12 protein-coding genes are annotated in these 17469 nt (G+C 69.5%); 8 read left to right on the plus strand and 4 right to left on the minus strand.

What is annotated here, in order from left to right:
• Positions 1 to 75 precede the first annotated feature (75 nt).
• The 3 genes from ABZ406_RS27530 to ABZ406_RS27540 form a co-directional block, all read right to left on the minus strand.
• Positions 76 to 2232: an alpha-galactosidase gene (locus tag ABZ406_RS27530; RefSeq protein WP_357767514.1), complete on the minus strand. Its 2157-nt coding sequence runs from the start codon at positions 2230 to 2232 to the stop codon at positions 76 to 78.
• A 54-nt stretch (positions 2233 to 2286) separates the two neighbouring features.
• Entirely contained in the window at positions 2287 to 3498 is a 1212-nt protein-coding gene (locus ABZ406_RS27535; protein ID WP_357767517.1) for an ROK family transcriptional regulator, read from the minus strand.
• Positions 3499 to 3572: 74 nt separating this feature from the next.
• Positions 3573 to 3728, minus strand: a complete 156-nt coding sequence (locus ABZ406_RS27540) for a hypothetical protein (RefSeq protein ID WP_357767519.1) — start codon at positions 3726 to 3728, stop codon at positions 3573 to 3575.
• Positions 3729 to 3950: 222 nt separating this feature from the next.
• On the opposite strand from ABZ406_RS27540, the gene ABZ406_RS27545 reads away from it, so the two are divergent.
• The 7 genes from ABZ406_RS27545 to ABZ406_RS27575 are packed head-to-tail and all read left to right on the plus strand — an operon-like array spanning position 3951 to position 13511.
• Positions 3951 to 5627, plus strand: coding sequence for an ABC transporter substrate-binding protein (locus tag ABZ406_RS27545; protein WP_357767522.1), 1677 nt, complete (start codon positions 3951 to 3953; stop codon positions 5625 to 5627).
• A gap of 37 nt (positions 5628 to 5664) precedes the next feature.
• Positions 5665 to 6654 carry an ABC transporter permease gene (locus tag ABZ406_RS27550; protein WP_357767525.1) on the plus strand — a complete coding sequence of 330 codons (990 nt, stop codon included), beginning with the start codon at positions 5665 to 5667 and terminating at the stop codon, positions 6652 to 6654.
• 14 nt (positions 6655 to 6668) lie between these two features.
• On the plus strand, positions 6669 to 7724 hold the full coding sequence (locus ABZ406_RS27555; protein ID WP_357767528.1) for an ABC transporter permease: 1056 nt from the start codon (positions 6669 to 6671) through the stop codon (positions 7722 to 7724).
• Positions 7721 to 8647: an ABC transporter ATP-binding protein gene (locus tag ABZ406_RS27560; protein WP_357767531.1), complete on the plus strand. Its 927-nt coding sequence runs from the start codon at positions 7721 to 7723 to the stop codon at positions 8645 to 8647. Before ABZ406_RS27555 ends, ABZ406_RS27560 begins: the two co-directional genes overlap by 4 nt.
• Positions 8644 to 9555: an ATP-binding cassette domain-containing protein gene (locus ABZ406_RS27565; protein WP_357767534.1), complete on the plus strand. Its 912-nt coding sequence runs from the start codon at positions 8644 to 8646 to the stop codon at positions 9553 to 9555. The genes ABZ406_RS27560 and ABZ406_RS27565 overlap by 4 nt, the downstream gene beginning before the upstream one ends.
• A 57-nt stretch (positions 9556 to 9612) precedes the next feature.
• Positions 9613 to 12192, plus strand: coding sequence for a glycoside hydrolase family 2 protein (locus tag ABZ406_RS27570; protein WP_357767537.1), 2580 nt, complete (start codon positions 9613 to 9615; stop codon positions 12190 to 12192).
• Positions 12189 to 13511, plus strand: coding sequence for an AGE family epimerase/isomerase (locus ABZ406_RS27575; RefSeq protein WP_357767540.1), 1323 nt, complete (start codon positions 12189 to 12191; stop codon positions 13509 to 13511). The genes ABZ406_RS27570 and ABZ406_RS27575 overlap by 4 nt, the downstream gene beginning before the upstream one ends.
• Before the next feature lie 996 nt (positions 13512 to 14507).
• On the opposite strand, the gene ABZ406_RS27580 is transcribed toward ABZ406_RS27575, so the two are convergent.
• Complete coding sequence (locus ABZ406_RS27580; protein ID WP_357767543.1) at positions 14508 to 15719, minus strand: ROK family transcriptional regulator; 1212 nt, start codon at positions 15717 to 15719, stop codon at positions 14508 to 14510.
• Between the two features lie 226 nt (positions 15720 to 15945).
• Between ABZ406_RS27580 and ABZ406_RS27585 the strand changes: the two genes are divergently transcribed.
• On the plus strand, positions 15946 to 17430 hold the full coding sequence (locus ABZ406_RS27585; protein WP_357767545.1) for a cellulase family glycosylhydrolase: 1485 nt from the start codon (positions 15946 to 15948) through the stop codon (positions 17428 to 17430).
• The last annotated feature ends 39 nt before the right edge of the window (positions 17431 to 17469 follow it).

Below are 17469 nucleotides of genomic sequence, written 5' to 3' on the forward strand. Positions count from 1 at the left end.
CCACAATCCCGGCAAGGGAATTGACCGGCACGGCAACGCGGCAGCGCACCACCAACCGCATCGCCGCTTCGGTCATTACAGGGCGGTCAGGTGCAGGACGAGCGCTTGGACCGGCCAGAGGGTGGGCAGCTGCAGGCCGACCTCGGTGAGTACCCGGCCCGGAACAACGAGAGGAGCCTTGCCCACCCACGCCGGGGTGGTCCATCCCCAACGCGCCGCGCCGATTTCGTCCCGCAGACGCACCGAGTATCGGCGCTCCGGATCCAGACCGTCCAGCCGCAGCCGCTCGACCAACGCCTCCTCGAACGAGCTGACAGTGCACACGGTGAACACGGCCTCGCTGCGGTCGGGGGCAACCACGCCGCGCACCCGCAGCGCCGGGTCGAGTACGTCCGGGTGCACCACGGTGCCGGTGTGCAGCAGCTCCCGGAGTTCCTTGTAGAGGCCGGCGAACGCGACGATCGCGTCGACCTCCTCCTCGGCGCAGCCCAGGATGTCCCACTCGAACCCTGCCGAGCCTTGCAGGGCGGTGGCCATGCGGTAGGACAGCGCGGTGGCGCGGCCCGACGAGTGCGTGGGCGAGGGGCCCACGTGAGCGCCGATGAGCTCCGGCGGCAGCAGGAGTTCCGTCCAGCGTTGGATGTCCTGCCGCTCGACGGGGTCGTTGGAGTCGGACGCCCACACCCGGTCGGTGTACTGAAGGATGCCGAGGTCGGAGCGGGCACCGCCCGAGGAGCACGACTCGATTTCGAGGCCCGGGTGGTTGGCCTTGAGACGCTCGATCAGCCGGTACGCGGCGAGTGTCTGCGCGTGCGTGCCGGGTGTCCCGTCGTGCACCGCTTCGATCAGGTCTCGATTGTGGTCCCACTTGATGAAGTCGATGCCGAGCCGGCCGATCAGCGCGGACATGTTCGCCCGCACCTGCTCCCACGCGTCGGGGTGGGCCAGGTCGAGCACGTACTGGGTGCGGAAGGACAGCCCCGTGGGCGATGGGATCGACTCCGGGTTGGCGAGCAGCCAGTCGGGGTGCGCGCGGGCCAACTCCGAGTCGAGGTTGACCATCTCGGGCTCGAACCACAGCCCGAACTGCATGCCGAGTGCGTGAACCAGGTCCGCCAAGGGTTCGAGTCCCTGCGGCCACACCGCCGGGTCGACCTGCCAGTCGCCCAGACCTGAGGTGTCGTCCCGACGGCCGAGGAACCAGCCGTCGTCGAGCACGAAGCGCTCCACGCCCACGTCGGCGGCCCGGCGCGCGAGCTGCTCCAGGCGCGCGGGGTCGTGCTGGAAGTAGACCGCCTCCCACGTGTTGAGCACGAGCGGTCGGGGCGTGCGGGGGTGTTGAGGCCGCGATCGGGCCCAGGTGTGGAAGCGGTCCGCCACACCGTCGAGACCTGCGGCGGACCACGCGAAGTACGTCGTGGGAGTGCGGTATGACTCGCCTGGCGCCAGACGTGTCTCCCCGCGGCGTAGCAGTTCGCCGGCGCCGAGCAGCGTGGCGTGCTCCGTGACCCGGTCGGTCCGGTGGCGGACGTCGGCGCTCCAACCGAGGTGGACCGCCCACACGTCACCGATGCGGTTTCGCGGTGCCCCGATCGAGGCGAGCGTCGCCCAAGGGGCGTCGTGCCCGCCCCGGCCGCGGCGTGACTCGCGCGTGGTCGTTCCCCGGGGCATGGGTGTGGTGAGCGGTGCCTTCTCCCGAGTCCATCGCCCGGAGAAGGCGGTGAGGTGGTCGGCGGCCTTCGGTACCGGGAGCGTCGCCTCCAGCCATTCCACCTCCACGATTCCGGCACCGTCGTTGATCAGCTCGTGGTGCAGCAGCGCGAGGCCGCCGGCGCCGAGTTCCACGTGGATTCGTAGGGTCAGGCCGGCGGTGGCGTCGGTCGCGGTGACGTGCACGCTCGCGGGGTCCTCGTGCTCGACCTGGGACGTCCAGCGCGGGTAGAGGGGGCGGCCGTCGCGGGTGGCGAGCAGACCCGGGCGGCCGGACCAGCCGTTCGCCTCCTCGGGCACGATCGGTAGGCGCCAGGCGGCGTCCAGCGTGCCGGGTGCGGTCTGACGGCTGGTGGCGCGGTCCAGGGCCTCGAGGTCACCGGTGTCCAGCGGGCCGAGGTCGGTGCCCCAGTGCAGGACGGTGGGCAGGCCGGTGGCGGGATGGGCGAGGACGATGGCGACGCCGTCGCGGCGCAGTACTGTCCAGACGGCGTGCGGTGCGGGGGTGCGTGAGGACGACATCTCTCTCCTGGTTCTCGTCGTCGAGCGGAACTGGGCGGGGAAGATGGAATCGCGTCAGGCGGGTGTCCTCGCTATGTGCTCCACTGCGACGCTGCGCAGGACGTGCAGGGCGCCACCGATGGCGGCGGCGGTGTCCACGCTGGCCGACAACAGGACACGAGGCCGGCTGAGCGCCCGGCCGAGCGCATAGCGGGTCAGTTCCGCCTCGACGAACTGCTGGTAGAGCGGGCCGGCGCTGATGAGGGCTGGTCCGGCCAGCACGACCGTGTCGAGATCGAAGAGATTCACCATGGTCACCGCGGTGCGGCCGATCCACCTGGCGGATTGCTGCAGGATCGTGGTGGCGTCCTGGTCGCCGGCCTGCCATGCGCGTACGACGCACTCGAAGTCGGCGAGGGTGTCCTCCTCGTGGGCCGTGATGCCGAGGCGCTTGGCGAGAGTGGGATGGGCGAGCACCTGAGCGACGACGGTGCGTGGGCCCGCCTCGGCTTCGGCGCAGCCCCGATTGCCGCAGACGCAGGGAGCGCTGGCACCCATGAGCCCCACGTGCCCGATTTCGCCGGCGTTCGAGGCGCGACCGCGGTAGGCGTTGCCGTCCGCGACGATGCCGCCGCCCAGGCCGGCGCTGAGGTAGATGAGTCCGAACGTGTCGGTCGGCACCGTGCCGGACCACTGTTCGCCGGTGGCCGCCGCCGTCGCGTCGTTCTCCAGAAGCACGGGCAGGCCGAGCCGATCCGACAGTGTTGATGTCAGGGGGTACTGGAGCCAGTCGGGCGTTGGGTGGGCCATGAGGAGCATGCCGCGCTCGCGGTCCTGAGGCCCGTGGGTGACCAGGCCGACGCCGATGACCCGCTCACGCGGCACGCCGGTGCCGTGTAACAGGCCGTCGACGTGACCGGCCAGTGTGGAGACGGCTGCGCCCGGCCCACTGGCCCCGGTGCCGCGAAGGCGGGCGGTCGCGACCCGCTGACCGGCGAAGTTGATGACGACGATGGTCGTCGTGGTGCGGTCGACCTGAACTCCGACGGCGTACCAGGCATCGGCGTCCAGCTCCAGCAGACGTCGGGGCTGGCCCCGGCCCTGCTGCTCACGGCCGACCTCGTGCACGAGGCCACCGTCGATCAGGCGGCGAACCACGTGCGTGATCCTGGCCTGCGTGAGGCCGGAGAGCTCGGCGAGTTCAACTCGGCTGAGCGTGCCGCGCGTGCGCAGGAGATCGAGCATCCGGCCAGCCGTGGTGACGCGGCCATCGTCGTTGCGGAGCATGCCGCGAGGCCTCCTCGACCCGTCCTGGAGCTGAAGCTTCATGATCGCCCCGGCTTATATGTTTAGTCAATCAACTAAATCACTGCACTGGCGGCGACGAACGCGCCGGCCTCGGCGGAGCTGGTGATGATCAGGTGGTCGGTCTGGACGTCGACAGCATGGCAGGCGTCCTGGTCCACAGTGGGTGAACGACGGTGCTGATCCCGTCGTAACAGCTGCTCAGAGTCCATTTGATCAAAGAAGCGAACCTTCGGTGAGGTGGCTGTCCGGCTTAGGGCCGAGGGTGAGGTCGCCCCAGCTGAGGGTCCACTGTGCGTGTAACAGATCCGAAACTTAGCGAGATCGATTCGCCCCACGCATTGACTGAGTAAATTTAGTCGCTTAAGAATACATGCCATGCCCTTCCTGGGCCATGGCGGGCGAGCATCGCCCCCGCGCGTGAAAGGACCACGATGTCTCTTCTCACCGGCATACCGCGCCGCGCTGCGGCGCTTGCGGGCGCAGCCGCGCTCGGTCTCGTGCTGACCAGCTGCTCCGGCGCGACCTCGTCCACCAGCTCGGAGGCCACGCTCGTGGCCTACACGGGTCAGTCGGGCGACTACCAGATCAACTTCAACCCGTTCTCGCCGTCCCGGATCGGGGGTCTCGGCGCAACCTACGAGACGCTGTTCTTCGTCAACAAGGCCAAGGTGTCCGACCTCGTGCCGCTGCTCGGCACGGAGCAGTCATGGAACAAGGACGGAACCGTCCTCTCGGTGACCCTGCGCGACGGGGTGACGTGGAGCGACGGTCAGCCCTTCACCGCGAAGGACGTCGCGTTCACCTTCGGCCTGTTGAAGAACAACGCGGCCATCAACAACATCGGCTTCGACGGCGCCGCCACCGCGGTGGACGACACCCACGTCACCTTCACGTTCAAGGCGCCGGCCTTCGTCAAGGGCCCCGACGTGCTCGGCACCGTGCCGATCGTTCCCGAGCACCTGTGGAAGACCATCAGCCCCACCGAGGACGTCGTCGAGAAGCCCGTCGGCACCGGCGCCTACCTGATCAGCGAGTTCAAGCCGCAGGCTTTCACCTACGCCTCGAACCCCAAGTACTGGGGCGGAGAACCGAAGGTCAAGAAGATTCGCTTCGTCGCGCTGTCCGGCAACCAGGCCGGTGCCGACGGCATCGCCGCCGGCACTGTGGACTGGTTCACCGGACCGATCCCCGACATCAAGAACACCAAGAAGAACTTCCCGAAGTACGACGCGTACACCCAGTGGCAGAACCAGATGGTGCTCGCCACCTGCTCCAGCGTGCAGATGGGCTGCAAGGGCCCGCAGACCGACCCTGCCGTCCGGCACGCCCTCTACTCCGCCCTCAACCGCACGCAGCTCAACAAACTGGCATTCCAGGACACCGCCAGCGCGATCTCGCCCGCCTTCACACTCACCCCCAGCCAGGACCAGTTCGCCTCCGCCGCCCTCCCGGAGAAGGTGGCGTCCATGGCCGCCGAACCGCAGAAGACCGCGCAGAGCCTGGAGCAGGCCGGCTGGGCCAAGGGCGCCGACGGCATCTACGCCAAGGGCGGCAAGCGGCTGTCCCTGACGGTCGAGGTGGTCACCGGCTGGACTGACTACATCACCGCGATCGACACGATGGCCTCGCAGGCCAAGGCCGCCGGGATCGACCTGCAAGCCGCCCAGTCCTCTTGGAACGAGTGGACGGAGAAGAAGGGATCCGGCAACTTCCAGTTGGCCATCGACTCGCTCGGGCAGGGCCCCGCGCCAGACCCGTTCTACCTCTACACCTACTTCTTCGACTCCAACACCGGAGCCAAGGTGGGTAAGCCCGCCGGAAACAACTTCTCCCGCTACAACAACCCGGAGATCGACGCGGCGCTCGACAAGCTGGCCGCGCTCCCACTCACCGACAAGGCGGCCCGGCAGCCGTACTTCGACACCATCCAGCAGGCGGTCGTGCGGGACATGCCGTACGTCCCGATCCTGACCGGTGGGACGACGAGCGTGTGGAGCACCGCGAAGTTCAGCGGCTGGCCCTCGGACCAGGATCTGTACGCCTTCCCCGCGGTGTGGTCATCCCTCGACGCCGCGGAGATCTTCAAGCGGCTCAAGCCCCAGAGCTGACCGCCCCAGACGCCGCCCCCGAGGAGAGAGCGCTGCTGTGAGTTACTTCCTTCGCAAGCTGGGTTTCTACGCGGTGGCCCTCTGGGCCGCCCTGACCCTCAACTTCGCCATCCCGCGCCTCCTGCCCGGCAATCCCGTCGACATCCTGCTGGCAAAGCTCCAACAGCGGGGCGGGACGGTCAGCCCGGAGACGCGCAAGGCGTACACGCTCCTCCTCGGGGGCGACGACACGGGTTCCCTGTGGAGCCAGTACGTCAACTACCTCAAGAACCTCGCACACGGCGACCTTGGGGTCTCGGTGAGCTACTACCCGGCCAAGGTCTCCGATGTGATCCTGACGTCGCTGCCCTGGACCGTGGTGCTCGTCGGGGTCGCCACCGTTCTCGCCGCGCTGCTCGGGGTGCTGCTCGGCGCGATCGTGGGGTGGCGCCCCGGCACGTGGCTCGACTCGCTGATCCCGGCCACAACGCTGCTGGCCGCCATCCCGTACTTCTGGCTCGCCCTGATCCTCACCTACCTGCTGGCCCGGGTGCTCGGCTGGTTGCCACTGCAGGGCGGCTACGACGTCGCGCTCAACCCCGGCTGGAACACGCCGTTCATCCTCTCGGCGGTCCAGTACGCGATCCTGCCCGCCCTGACCATCGTCCTGGCGTCGATCGGCGGGTGGCTCCTCGGCATGCGGAACATGATGGTCTCCACCCTCTCGGAGGACTACGTGCTGACCGCGGAGGCCAAGGGCCTGTCGCCGAGGAAGATCCGGCGCTCCTACGCCGCGCGCAACGCCGTCCTTCCCTCCGTGGCCGGGTTCGCCATCTCCCTCGGGTTCGTGGTCTCCGGCTCGGTCATCACCGAGCAGGTCTTCTCCTATCCCGGGATCGGCGGGCGCCTGCTCGGCGCCGTGACGAACAACGACTATGCGCTCATGCAGGGGGTCTTCCTCTTCATCACGCTCGCCGTGCTCGGCGCCAACCTCATCGTCGACCTGCTCTACGGCCTTATCGACCCGCGCACCCGCGCCCGGCACTGACGGGGGACACCACGATGACGAACCTCAACCCCGCCAGCGTGCCGACCGTAGCGGACGCCGCCGACACGCTCACCCAGACGACCGGCCCGACCCGCCGACCCGCCCGAGCGGGCTGGCGGATGCTCCTGCCCTCGATGACGCCCTGGCTGGCCATCGGACTCGCGCTGGTCGTCGGCATCACGCTCTTCGGAATCCTCGCCGTCTACGTCGTGGGTGACCCCAAGCAGATCCGGGACCAGGGGCTCACACCGCCGTCGGCGCAGTTCCTGCTCGGCACCACCCAGACCGGACAGGACGTCCTCGCCCAACTCGCCTACGCCACCCGCGGCTCACTGCAGATCGGCGTACTCGTCGGCATCCTCGCCACCGTCCTGTCGGCGTTCTTCGGCATCTACGGCGCCTACCGCGGCGGCATCCTCGACGAGGCATTCTCCCTGCTGTCGAACGTCTTCCTCGTGATCCCCGGTCTGCCCCTGGTCATCGTGATCTCCGGCTTCGTACCACGCGAGAGCCGTGGCGTGTGGACCATCGTCGTGGTGCTCGCCCTGACGAGTTGGGCCGCCTCGGCGCGAGTGCTGCGCGCTCAGACGCTCTCGGTACGAAACCGCGACTACGTCGCCGCGTCGAAGGTCGCCGGCGAGAAACCCTGGAGGGTGATCGCCGTGGAGATCCTGCCGAACCTCCTGCCCGTCCTCGCGTCCCAGTTCGTGTTCGCGATCATCGCCGCGGTCCTCGGCGAGGCCGGTCTGGCCTTCATCGGCCTTGGCGCCTCGAACTCCGCAACGCTCGGCACGATGCTCTTCTACGCGCAGAACGGGTACGCCCTGTCACTCGGCGCCTGGTGGTGGTTCGTGCCGCCGGGCCTGATCATCGCGTTCTTCGGCATGGGCCTGTCCCTGGTGAACTTCTCGATCGACGAGACCATCAACCCCAAGCTCAAGAACCTGCGCCTGTACCGCAGGCGAGCGCGGCGGGCCGCGCGTATGGAGCGGCAACTGGCCCGACGCGGCCGGGGTGCCACGGGCACCCCGGCCGCCCGCTCGACCGTCTCGGAGGTGCCCCCGCGATGAACACGACGCTGATCAACGACAACGCCCCCGCAACCGGCGGGCCGAGGGCCGACGCCGTCCTGACGGTCGAGAACCTCACCGTCGTCTACGAGGCGGACAGCTCGGTCACGGCCGTCCGGGACGCGAGCCTGACTCTGCACCGGGGGGAGGTTCTCGGATTGGCCGGCGAGTCCGGCTGCGGCAAGACCACCCTGGCGTACGCGATCAACCGCCTGCACCGCCCGCCCGCCCGGATCGCGTCCGGCCGCGTGACGTTTCACGACGGCGGCGGCGAGGACGTCGACGTGCTCGCGCTGAGCGACACCGAGCTGCGCGCGTTCCGCTGGGAGAAACTCTCCATGGTGTTCCAGGGGGCGATGAACGCCCTCAACCCCGTCACCACAGTGCGCGCGCAGCTGCGCGACACCCTGTTGGCCCACCGCCCCGGTCTGTCCCGGGCGCAGGTGCGCGAGCGATCCGAAGAGGTGCTGCGACGCGTCGGGGTGGACCCGCGGCGACTGGGCTCCTACCCGCACGAGCTGTCGGGGGGAATGCGCCAACGAGTCATGATCGCGATGGCGATGCTGCTCCAACCGCAAGTCATGATCATGGACGAGCCCACCACGGCTCTGGACGTCGTCGTCCAACGCGAGATCCTGAGCGAGATCATGCGGCTGCGCGACGAGCTGAACTTCGCCGTCATCTTCATCACGCACGACCTGCCGCTGCTGCTGGAGATCAGCGACCGCATCGCCGTCATGCTGGCGGGCGAGATCGTCGAACTCGGCACGGCCGACCTGCTGTACCGCCGAGCGCAGCACCCGTACACCCGCAAGCTCCTCGGCTCGTTCCCGAGCCTGTCCGGAGCGCGCGGCGCGTTCATTCGGTCCGGGGTCGACGAGACCGCCGTCCCGGCCGACGGCACCACCGAGGAGCGAGCATGACCCTCGTCCACGTCACCAACCTCGTCAAGGACTACCGGATCCGTACCGGTCTGCGCCGCACCCGGCTGCGCGCCGTCGACCACGTCAGCTTCGACCTGATCCCCGGGCGCACCGTCGCCCTCGTGGGGGAGTCGGGGTCGGGTAAGTCGACCATCGCCAAGATCCTCACCCGGATGGAGAAGCCCACCTCCGGCACAGTTGCGGTGCGTCTCGACGACGGCACCCCGGTGCACGGGTCGCTGTACCGGCGGCAGGTGCAGATGGTCTTCCAGGACCCGTTCGCCTCCCTCAACCCCTTCCACTCGATCGAGCACCACATCGCCCGTCCGCTGCGCATCCACCAGCGCACCCGCACCGCCGATGAGACACACGAGCGCGTGCTGGAGATGCTCGAACGGGTCAACCTCACACCCGCCGAAACCATCGCGCCGCGCCGCCCGCACGAGCTCTCCGGCGGCCAGCGGCAGCGCGTCGCGATCGCGCGCGCCCTAGCACCGGGGGCGCAGGTACTCATCGCGGACGAACCGGTGTCCATGCTGGACGTCTCGATCCGCCTCGGGGTGCTCAACCTGATGGGTCGCCTCCAGCGGGAGGACCGGCTCGCCGTCCTGTACATCACTCACGACCTGGCCACCGCGCGGCACTTCTCCGACGAGATCCTCGTGCTCTACCGCGGGCGCATCGTGGAGCGCGGGCCGTCCGACGCGGTGATCCTCGACCCGCACCACGACTACACCAAGTTGTTGGCGAGCTCCGCACCGGATCCCGAGCGCCTCGAACGCGTCACAGCCGCGGTGACTGTGGACCGCGACGCCATCGACAACAGCCTGTGCTACGACCACCGCACCCATCGGTGGGAGCAGGCCGGGGTGCCGTCGGCCGCGGCGCCTGACCTGCCCGTGGGCTGATCTGCCAGGCTCCGCCGCCGCACTTCCCGTATTCGTTTTCGAACCTGAGGACACCGCATGGCTTACCTCCCCTTCACCTTCCGCGCCCTGCACCACGGCTGGACCCTCACCGCCCCCGCGCTCCCCGACGACGTCCCCGCGACCCTCGCCGACGGCGTACCCGCCATCGTGCCCGGTGAGGCACACCTGGACCTGCGGTGCGCAGGCCTGATCGACGACCCGTTCGACGGCGCCAACGAGGCCGCCCAGCAGTGGATCGGTGCCACGACGTGGCGCTTCTCGACGACGTTCACGTGGTCCGACGACGCCTCGACACGCCATGACCTCGTGGCTCACGGGCTGGACACCGTGGCCACCGTGGAACTCAACGGCGACGTCATCGGGCGGACACAGAACATGCACCGCTCCTACCGCTGGGACGTGCGTGGCGCATTGCGCCAAGGGGAGAACAACCTCACGGTGACGTTCGCCGCGCCGGTGCCCGAGGCGACCGCGCGGGCCGAGCGCGACGGCGCTTTGCCGCATGTCAACCACCACGAGTACAACCAGCTGCGCAAGATGGCGTGCTCGTTCGGCTGGGACTGGGGCATCGACGTCGCCGGCGCCGGCATCTGGAAGCCGATCGGGCTTGACTCGTGGTCCGGGGTGCGCATCGCCTCGGTTCGACCACTGGTGGACGTGGTGCCGGCCGGTGGGAGCGACGGTGCCCACCGCCGTCACGACGGCCTGCTGAGGGTGCACGTGGAGGTCGAGCGCGACGGCGTCCGCGCCGACGAGGACGTCCCGCTCGTCGTCACCGTCACCGACCCCGACGGTGCGAGGCTGACCGTCAGCGGCACCGTGCCTGCTGGCGAGACGTCCACTGTCGTCCTCGTCACGGTGCCCGACGTGCGGCGCTGGTGGCCCGTCGGATACGGCGACCAGCCACTGTACGGCGTGCAGGTCGAGGCGCAGGCGGCAGGTGACGTCGCGTTCTGGCGCGGGCGCGTCGGCTTCCGCACCGTCGAGCTCGACACCACGCCCGATGAGGCCGGGGCGCCGTTCCTGCTGCGGGTCAACGGCGAACGGGTGCTCGTGCGGGGCGCCAACTGGATCCCGGATCACGCGTTCCTCACCGTGGTCGACCGCGATCGGTACGCCCGACGCGTGGCCGACGCGCTGGAGGCCAACATCAACCTGTTGCGCGTCTGGGGCGGCGGCATCTACGAGTCCGACGACCTGTACGACCTCGCCGACGAGCACGGACTGCTGATGTGGCAGGACTTCCTCTTCGCCTGCGCCGCATACAGCGAGGACGCGCCGATGCGGACCGAGATCGACGCCGAGGCCCGCGAGCAGGTGGCACGGCTCAGCCCGCACCCGTCCCTCGTGCTGTGGAACGGCAACAACGAGAACACGTGGGGCTCAGTGGACTGGGGGTGGCCCGGCCGCCTGGACGGCCGAGGCTGGGGCGACCTCTACTACAACGACCTGCTGCCGCGCGTGCTCGCCGAGCTCGACCCCACCCGCCCCTACTCGCCGGCCAGCCCGTACTCGTTCGGCGACTACCGGCACCCGAACGACGAGCGCTACGGCACGATGCACATCTGGGACGTGTGGAACCGGGCGGACTACACCGTCTACGCCCGGTACAGGCCCCGCTTCGTCGCTGAGTTCGGCTTCCAGGCACCGCCCGCCTGGTCCAGCCTCACCGCCGTGGTGCACGACGAGCCACTCGACCCGTTCGGCCCGCAGATGCTGGTGCACCAGAAGGCCAACCTCGGCAACGCGAAGCTGGAGCGCGGGTGGAAGGGCCACCTGCCCGACCCCGCCACCATCGAGGACTGGCATTGGACCACCCAACTCAACCAGGCCCACGCCATCCGGTTCGGCGTCGAACACTTCCGCTCCCTGACGCCCCACAACACCGGGACGATCCTGTGGCAGCTCAACGACAACTGGCCGGTGGTGTCCTGGGCCGCCGTCGACTTCGCCGAGCACCGCAAGCCCCTCTGGTACGCCCTGCGGGCCGCGTACGCCCCACGCCTGGCCACACTGCAGCCGCGCGCCTCCGCCGAGGCGTGCGCCGGCGCCTGGGAAGGACTCGATCCGAACCCGGACACCCTCGCGCTCGTGCTCGTCAACGACACCGCCGAGGCGTTTGGCGGCACCTTCACTGTGACGCGGGAGACGTTCGACGGCACGCTATTGGCAAAGGCCACGATCGAGGCGTCGGTGCCCTCGCGCGGCGCGGCCACCCTCACGATTCCGGACGAGGTCGCTGCTTTCGGGGACCCCGCCACCGAGGTCATCGTGGCCGAGCCCGACGATGACTCGACCGGGTTCGCGTCAGCGTTCTGGCACGGCGCCGAGGTGCTCGACCAGCGTCTCGACCCTCGGCCGCTGCAGGTCGAGGCCGTGCCCACGGATGACGGTTGCCTGCTGCACCTGAGCGCCACGTCCTACGCCCGCGACGTGTTCTGCCCCGCCGACGTGGTCGACCCCGCCGCCAGCGTGAACAACGGCATGGTGAACGTTCGGGCCGGCCAGTCCGTCACCTTCCGCGTGACGTCGCCGTCCGGCGATCCGCAGGCCTTCGCCGCCGCCGTGCGCTGCGCCAACACCCTCCTGGAGCCGTCGGAGAGGACTCTTTCGTGACCGCCACCCCGGCCGTCCCCGTGAACATGCTCACCCTGCCCGCCCACCACGCCTGGCTGGACGCCGAGTGCCGCCGGCTACTCGCCTTCGGCGCGCGGTCCGCGCTGCCCGACGGCGGTGCCGCCTACCTCGACACCAGCGGTCAGCCAGATCCCCGGCACGGCGTGCTCACCTGGATCAGCGCCCGCACCACGCACGCGTACTCGCTCGGGGTGCTGCTCGGCGTGCCCGGCAGCGCCCCCGTCGCTGACGCCGCGATGGCAGCCCTGACCGGCCGACTGCGCGACCCCGAGCACGGTGGGTGGTTCCACGCGCTCGGACCAGACGGCGCCCCCGATCGCGCCGCCGACAAGTCCTGCTACAACCACGCCTTCGTGCTGCTCGCCGCGTCGTCCGCAGCGCTCGCCCGCCGCCCCGGCAGCACCATGCTGCTCGCCGACGCCGCCGACGTCTACCTCAGCCGGTTCTGGGACGACGACGCCGGCCGCCCGCTGGACACCTGGGACGCCGACTTCACGCGGCCCGACGACTACCGCGGCCTCAACGCCACCATGCACTCCGTCGAGGCGATGCTCGCCGTGGCCGACGCCGTGGAGGTGCTCGAGGACCCGGACGGGCCCGCCGTCGGCGGGGGAGCCGCCGCATGGCGGGACCGTGCCGCGCGGGCGGCACGATTCGTCGTCGAACTCGCCGTCGCCCACGACGGGCGCCTGCCCGAACACTTCGGGCCGGACTGGGCCCCCGATCTCGGCTTCAACCGTAGCCAACCGGACGACCCCTTCAAGCCGTACGGCGCCACACCCGGACATGGCCTGGAGTGGTCACGGCTGCTGTTGAACGTCGAGGCCGGGGTCGGCGCCGACGACACCCTCGCCGCGGCGGCGGTTCGGCTGTTCGACAGGGCCGTCGACGACGGCTGGGACGCCGACGGCGCGGAGGGCTTCGTCTACACCACTGACTGGGACGGCACACCCGTGGTGCGCCAGCGGATGCACTGGGTGGTGGCCGAAGCGATCGCCGCCGCCGCGGCGCTGCACCGGCGCACCGGCGAGCGGCGGTACGCCGAAAGCTACGCCGCCTGGTGGAACTACGCCGAGCGTCATCTGCTCGACCGCACGGGTGGCTCGTGGTGGCACGAGCTCGACCCGCACAACATGCCGGCCACGACCGTGTGGCCCGGCAAGCCCGATGTCTACCACGCGATGCAGGCCACGCTGCTGCCGCGCCTGCCGCTCGCGCCCACGCTCGCCCGGGCACTACGGTCGAGGCTGCTCGTCCCGTGGCCGGAGGACGCCAACGGTGGACGGCGGACGGTATGAGCGAGCGCGCGGCCGTGCCCCCGGAGATCGCCGTGTCGGTGGTGATCGACGAGACGCTGCCAGCCGCGGGAGGCGCGCTGAACGACGCCGCGGACGACATTGTGCTGGACAACGGCCGTGTCCGGCTGCGGGTCACGGTCGTCGACGGGATCGCCCGGCTCGCAGAGCTCGTCCCTTCGCATTGGGCCGGCGCGGACGATCCGCCGCCTGCCATGCCGCTGGTCGAGGTCTCCACGAGTCACGTAGGACCCGGCGGCCGTCGGCACAGCGAACGAAACGCGACCAGAGGACTGTGCTTTGAGTCCGCCGACACGACACAGGTCCGCCTTGGTCCCGGTGCGGCGCCGGCCCAGCAACTACGCGTCGTGCTCGCCGACCCCGGCACCGGTCTCTGCGTCGAATCATTCGCCGCCCTGCTCGACGGCCCCGCCGTCGTCCGGACATGGTCCAGGGTGACGAACGCAGGAACTTCGCCACTTCTCCTGACTCAGGTCAGCTCGCTTGTCGTCGGTACCCTCGTCACGGACGCCGACGGTGCGTGGGACGAACAGATCCGGTTGTCCGTCCCACACAACGTGTGGGGCGGCGAGTGCCAGTGGCGTGAGGCGAGTCTCGTGCAGCACGGCATCTACCGCACCTACCCGTCACACCAGCGCGAGCCCATCGGTTCCCGCCACAGCCTCCTCGTCTCCAACGCGGGGTCGTGGTCGACGTCCGATCACCTGCCGATGGGGTTGTTGCACGACACCGGCCGCGGGCTTGGCCTGCTCTGGCAGATCGAGCACAACGGGGCCTGGTGCTGGGAGGTCGCCGACTGGAACGGCGGCCTGTACCTGCTGGCCAGCGGACCCACGGGCACGGACCACGAGTGGCGCGAAATCCTCGAGCCGGGGGAGCAGTTCGTTTCCGTCGCTGTGGCAACGGCCGTCGAAGTAAGTCAACGAGTCAGACAAGCAGGACGCTCATCGCCTACTGTGCGGGCGCCGACCGAATCTCTCAGTGGATTTCGGCCGTGCCGGCGGGAACCGGCCGTGCCCCGTCGTCCGTGCGGGGGTGACGCAGGGTCAGCTCGCTCTGCAGCACGAGGACCGCTCCGCCGATCGCCGCCGCGTCCGAACCGTTGACCGACGGCACGATGCGCACCGGATGCGCCCGCCGCGCGAACATGCGACGGTCGACCTCCTGTTGGATCAGCGTCTGGTAGATCGAACCGGCCACCGCGAAACTTGGCCCGGCCAGGACGATCGTGTCCACATCGAACAGGCAAGCCATGGTGACGGCCGCGCCACCGAGATAGCGGGCCGACTGCTCGACGAGGCCCCGTGCGCCGGTGTCACCGGCGTTCGCCGCAGCCGCGATCCGCGCGAACTCGGTGAGGAGATCGGCGGCGGTCGGGTCCAGGGCCAGCCGCTGGGCAAGCCCGGGTGTCGCCATGGCCTGCCGGACGATGGCCGACGGGCCGGCGTAGTTCTCCAGGCAGCCGACGTTGCCGCAGGAGCACTCGTCACCGTTGATGTCCATCGAGATGTGGCCGATCTCCACGCTGTTCGAGGAACTCCCTCGGTACACCTCGCCGGCGACCACGACCCCGCCGCCGATTCCGGTGGCCATGTAGATGCAGCCATAGGTGCTACGCGGGTCCACCGCACCCATCCAGTACTCGCCGATCGCGGCGGCCGCCGCGTCATTGTCGAGCAGGACCGGCAGCCCAAGAGTCTCCGCGAGCAGCCGCGCGACCGGGTAGTCGAGCCACGCATCTGTCGGCTGCGGCGTCAACAGCACACCCGCACGCCGATCCTGCGGCCCGTAACTGACCAGGCCGACCCCCAACACGCGCTCGCGGTCCACGGCCGCCGTGGCCAGCAGCGCGTCCACCTGCGAGGCCACCAGAGGCAGCGCCCGCTCCGGCGGCATCGACGCCACGCCCTGGAAAGACGTCCGGGCCACCTGTCGGCCGGCCAGGTCGACGACCACGATCACGCACGTATTGCGCTCGAGTTGCACCCCGACGCTGTAACGGGCAAGCGGATTGAGCTGCACCATGGTGCGTGGCTTGCCGCCCGTCGGCCCACCTCGGCCGGCCTCGACCACCAGGCCGTCGCCCATCAGCTCGCGCACGACCGCGGAGATCGTCGCGCCCGTCAGGCCCGTCGCCGTCGCAAGCTCCACCCGGCTGATGCTGCGCGCCGCCCTGATGAGGTCCAGCACCAGGCCGCGAGTCTTCGGCCGGCTGGCCCAGATCGGGCTGCTCGCCACGGTGCCTCCCAGTATTCGCTGCTTAACCAGGCTACTTCACTTACCGCGTCCGCAGTCATCCGCGACTCACGTAGTCCGCGCCTTGAGCACGGTGCCGCAGTGTGTTGACTTTCGTAACCAACCTAATAAAGGATGTTTGCAGCGCTCCCATCGATCTCTCACCACCCGAGGAGATCAGATGAAACATCGTCTTGCACTACTGGGCGCCAGCGCCACCAGCGTGCTGATCCTGGCTGGCATGGCAACGTCCAGCCTCCCCGCCGCAGCGGCCGCCTCCGGCTGCTCGGTCACCTACACGGTGCAGAGTCAGTGGCCGGGCGGGTTCACCGCGAACGCCAATGTCACCAACCTCGGCGACGCGCTGTCGAGTTGGACGTTGACGTTCGACTTTCCCAACGCCAGCCAGAAGGTCACCCAGGGCTGGGGCGCCACCTGGACCCAGGCCGGCACCCGAGTGTCGGCCGCCAGCATGAGCTGGAACGGATCTCTGCGCACCGGCGCCTCGACCTCGATCGGGTTCAACGGCTCGTGGAGCGGCGCGAACCCCGTACCCGCGTCGTTCGCGCTCAACGGAGTTACGTGCACAGGGTCGGTGACCACACCGACCGCGAGCCCGACCACCAGCCCGCCGCCCAGTGCCTCGGCGCCGGAACTGCACGCATCCGGCAACAAGATCCTCACCGCGGACGGCAAGCCGTACCGGCTGCTGGGCGTCAGCCGGTCCGGCGGGGAGTTCGCCTGCGTGCAGGGCAAGGGCCTGTGGGACTCCGGCCCGGTCGACCAGGCATCGGTCAACGCCATGAAGACCTGGAACATCCACGCCGTACGCATCCCGCTGAACGAGGAATGCTGGCTGGGCCTCAACGGCTCACCCAGCGGCACCGCCTACCAACAGGGCGTCAAAGAGTACGTGAACCTACTCGTCGGCAACGGCATCAACGTCGTCCTCGACCTGCACTGGACCTGGGGTGCCTACCCCGACAGTCCGGACTGGCACTGCAAGGACGAGCACGCCACCTGCCAGAAGCCGATGCCGGACGCGCGGTACGCCCCCCAGTTCTGGACCGGCGTCGCCAACGCGTTCAAGGGCAACGACGCGGTCGTCTTCGACCTGTTCAACGAGCCGTACCCGGACATGCCCGCCGAATGGAACAAGACCCTGGGCTGGCAGTGCCTACGTGACGGCGGCACCTGCACCGGCCTGCCCTACGAGGTAGCCGGGATGCAGGACCTCGTCGACGCGGTCCGCGCCACCGGCGCCACCAACCTGCTCATGGTCGGCGGGCTGGAATGGACCAACGACATGCGGGAGTGGCTGACCTACCGACCGAACGACCCGCTGAACAACCTGGCTGCGTCGTGGCACGCGTACAGCTTCAACGCCTGCGCCAGCGAGTCCTGCTGGGACAGCCAGATCGCCCCGCTGGCGCAGCAGGTGCCGATCGTGCTCGGTGAGTTCGGCCAGGACAACTGCGGCTTCGACTACATGCAGCGCCTGGTGACCTGGGCCGACACGCACGCCCTGAGTTACCTCGCCTGGACCTGGAACCCGTGGGGCTGCACCAGCGGTGCCGTGCTCATCAGGGACTGGGCCGGCACACCGGAGCCCGGCGTCGGCGAGGGCTACAAGGCCCACCTGCTGACGCAGAGCCCCTATCTGTAAGGAATCTCCGCGGTCGGCCAGCGCCGCGAGCGCTGGCCG

This window comes from Micromonospora sp. NPDC005710 (genome assembly GCF_040630995.1).
Lineage (GTDB): Bacteria > Actinomycetota > Actinomycetes > Mycobacteriales > Micromonosporaceae > Micromonospora.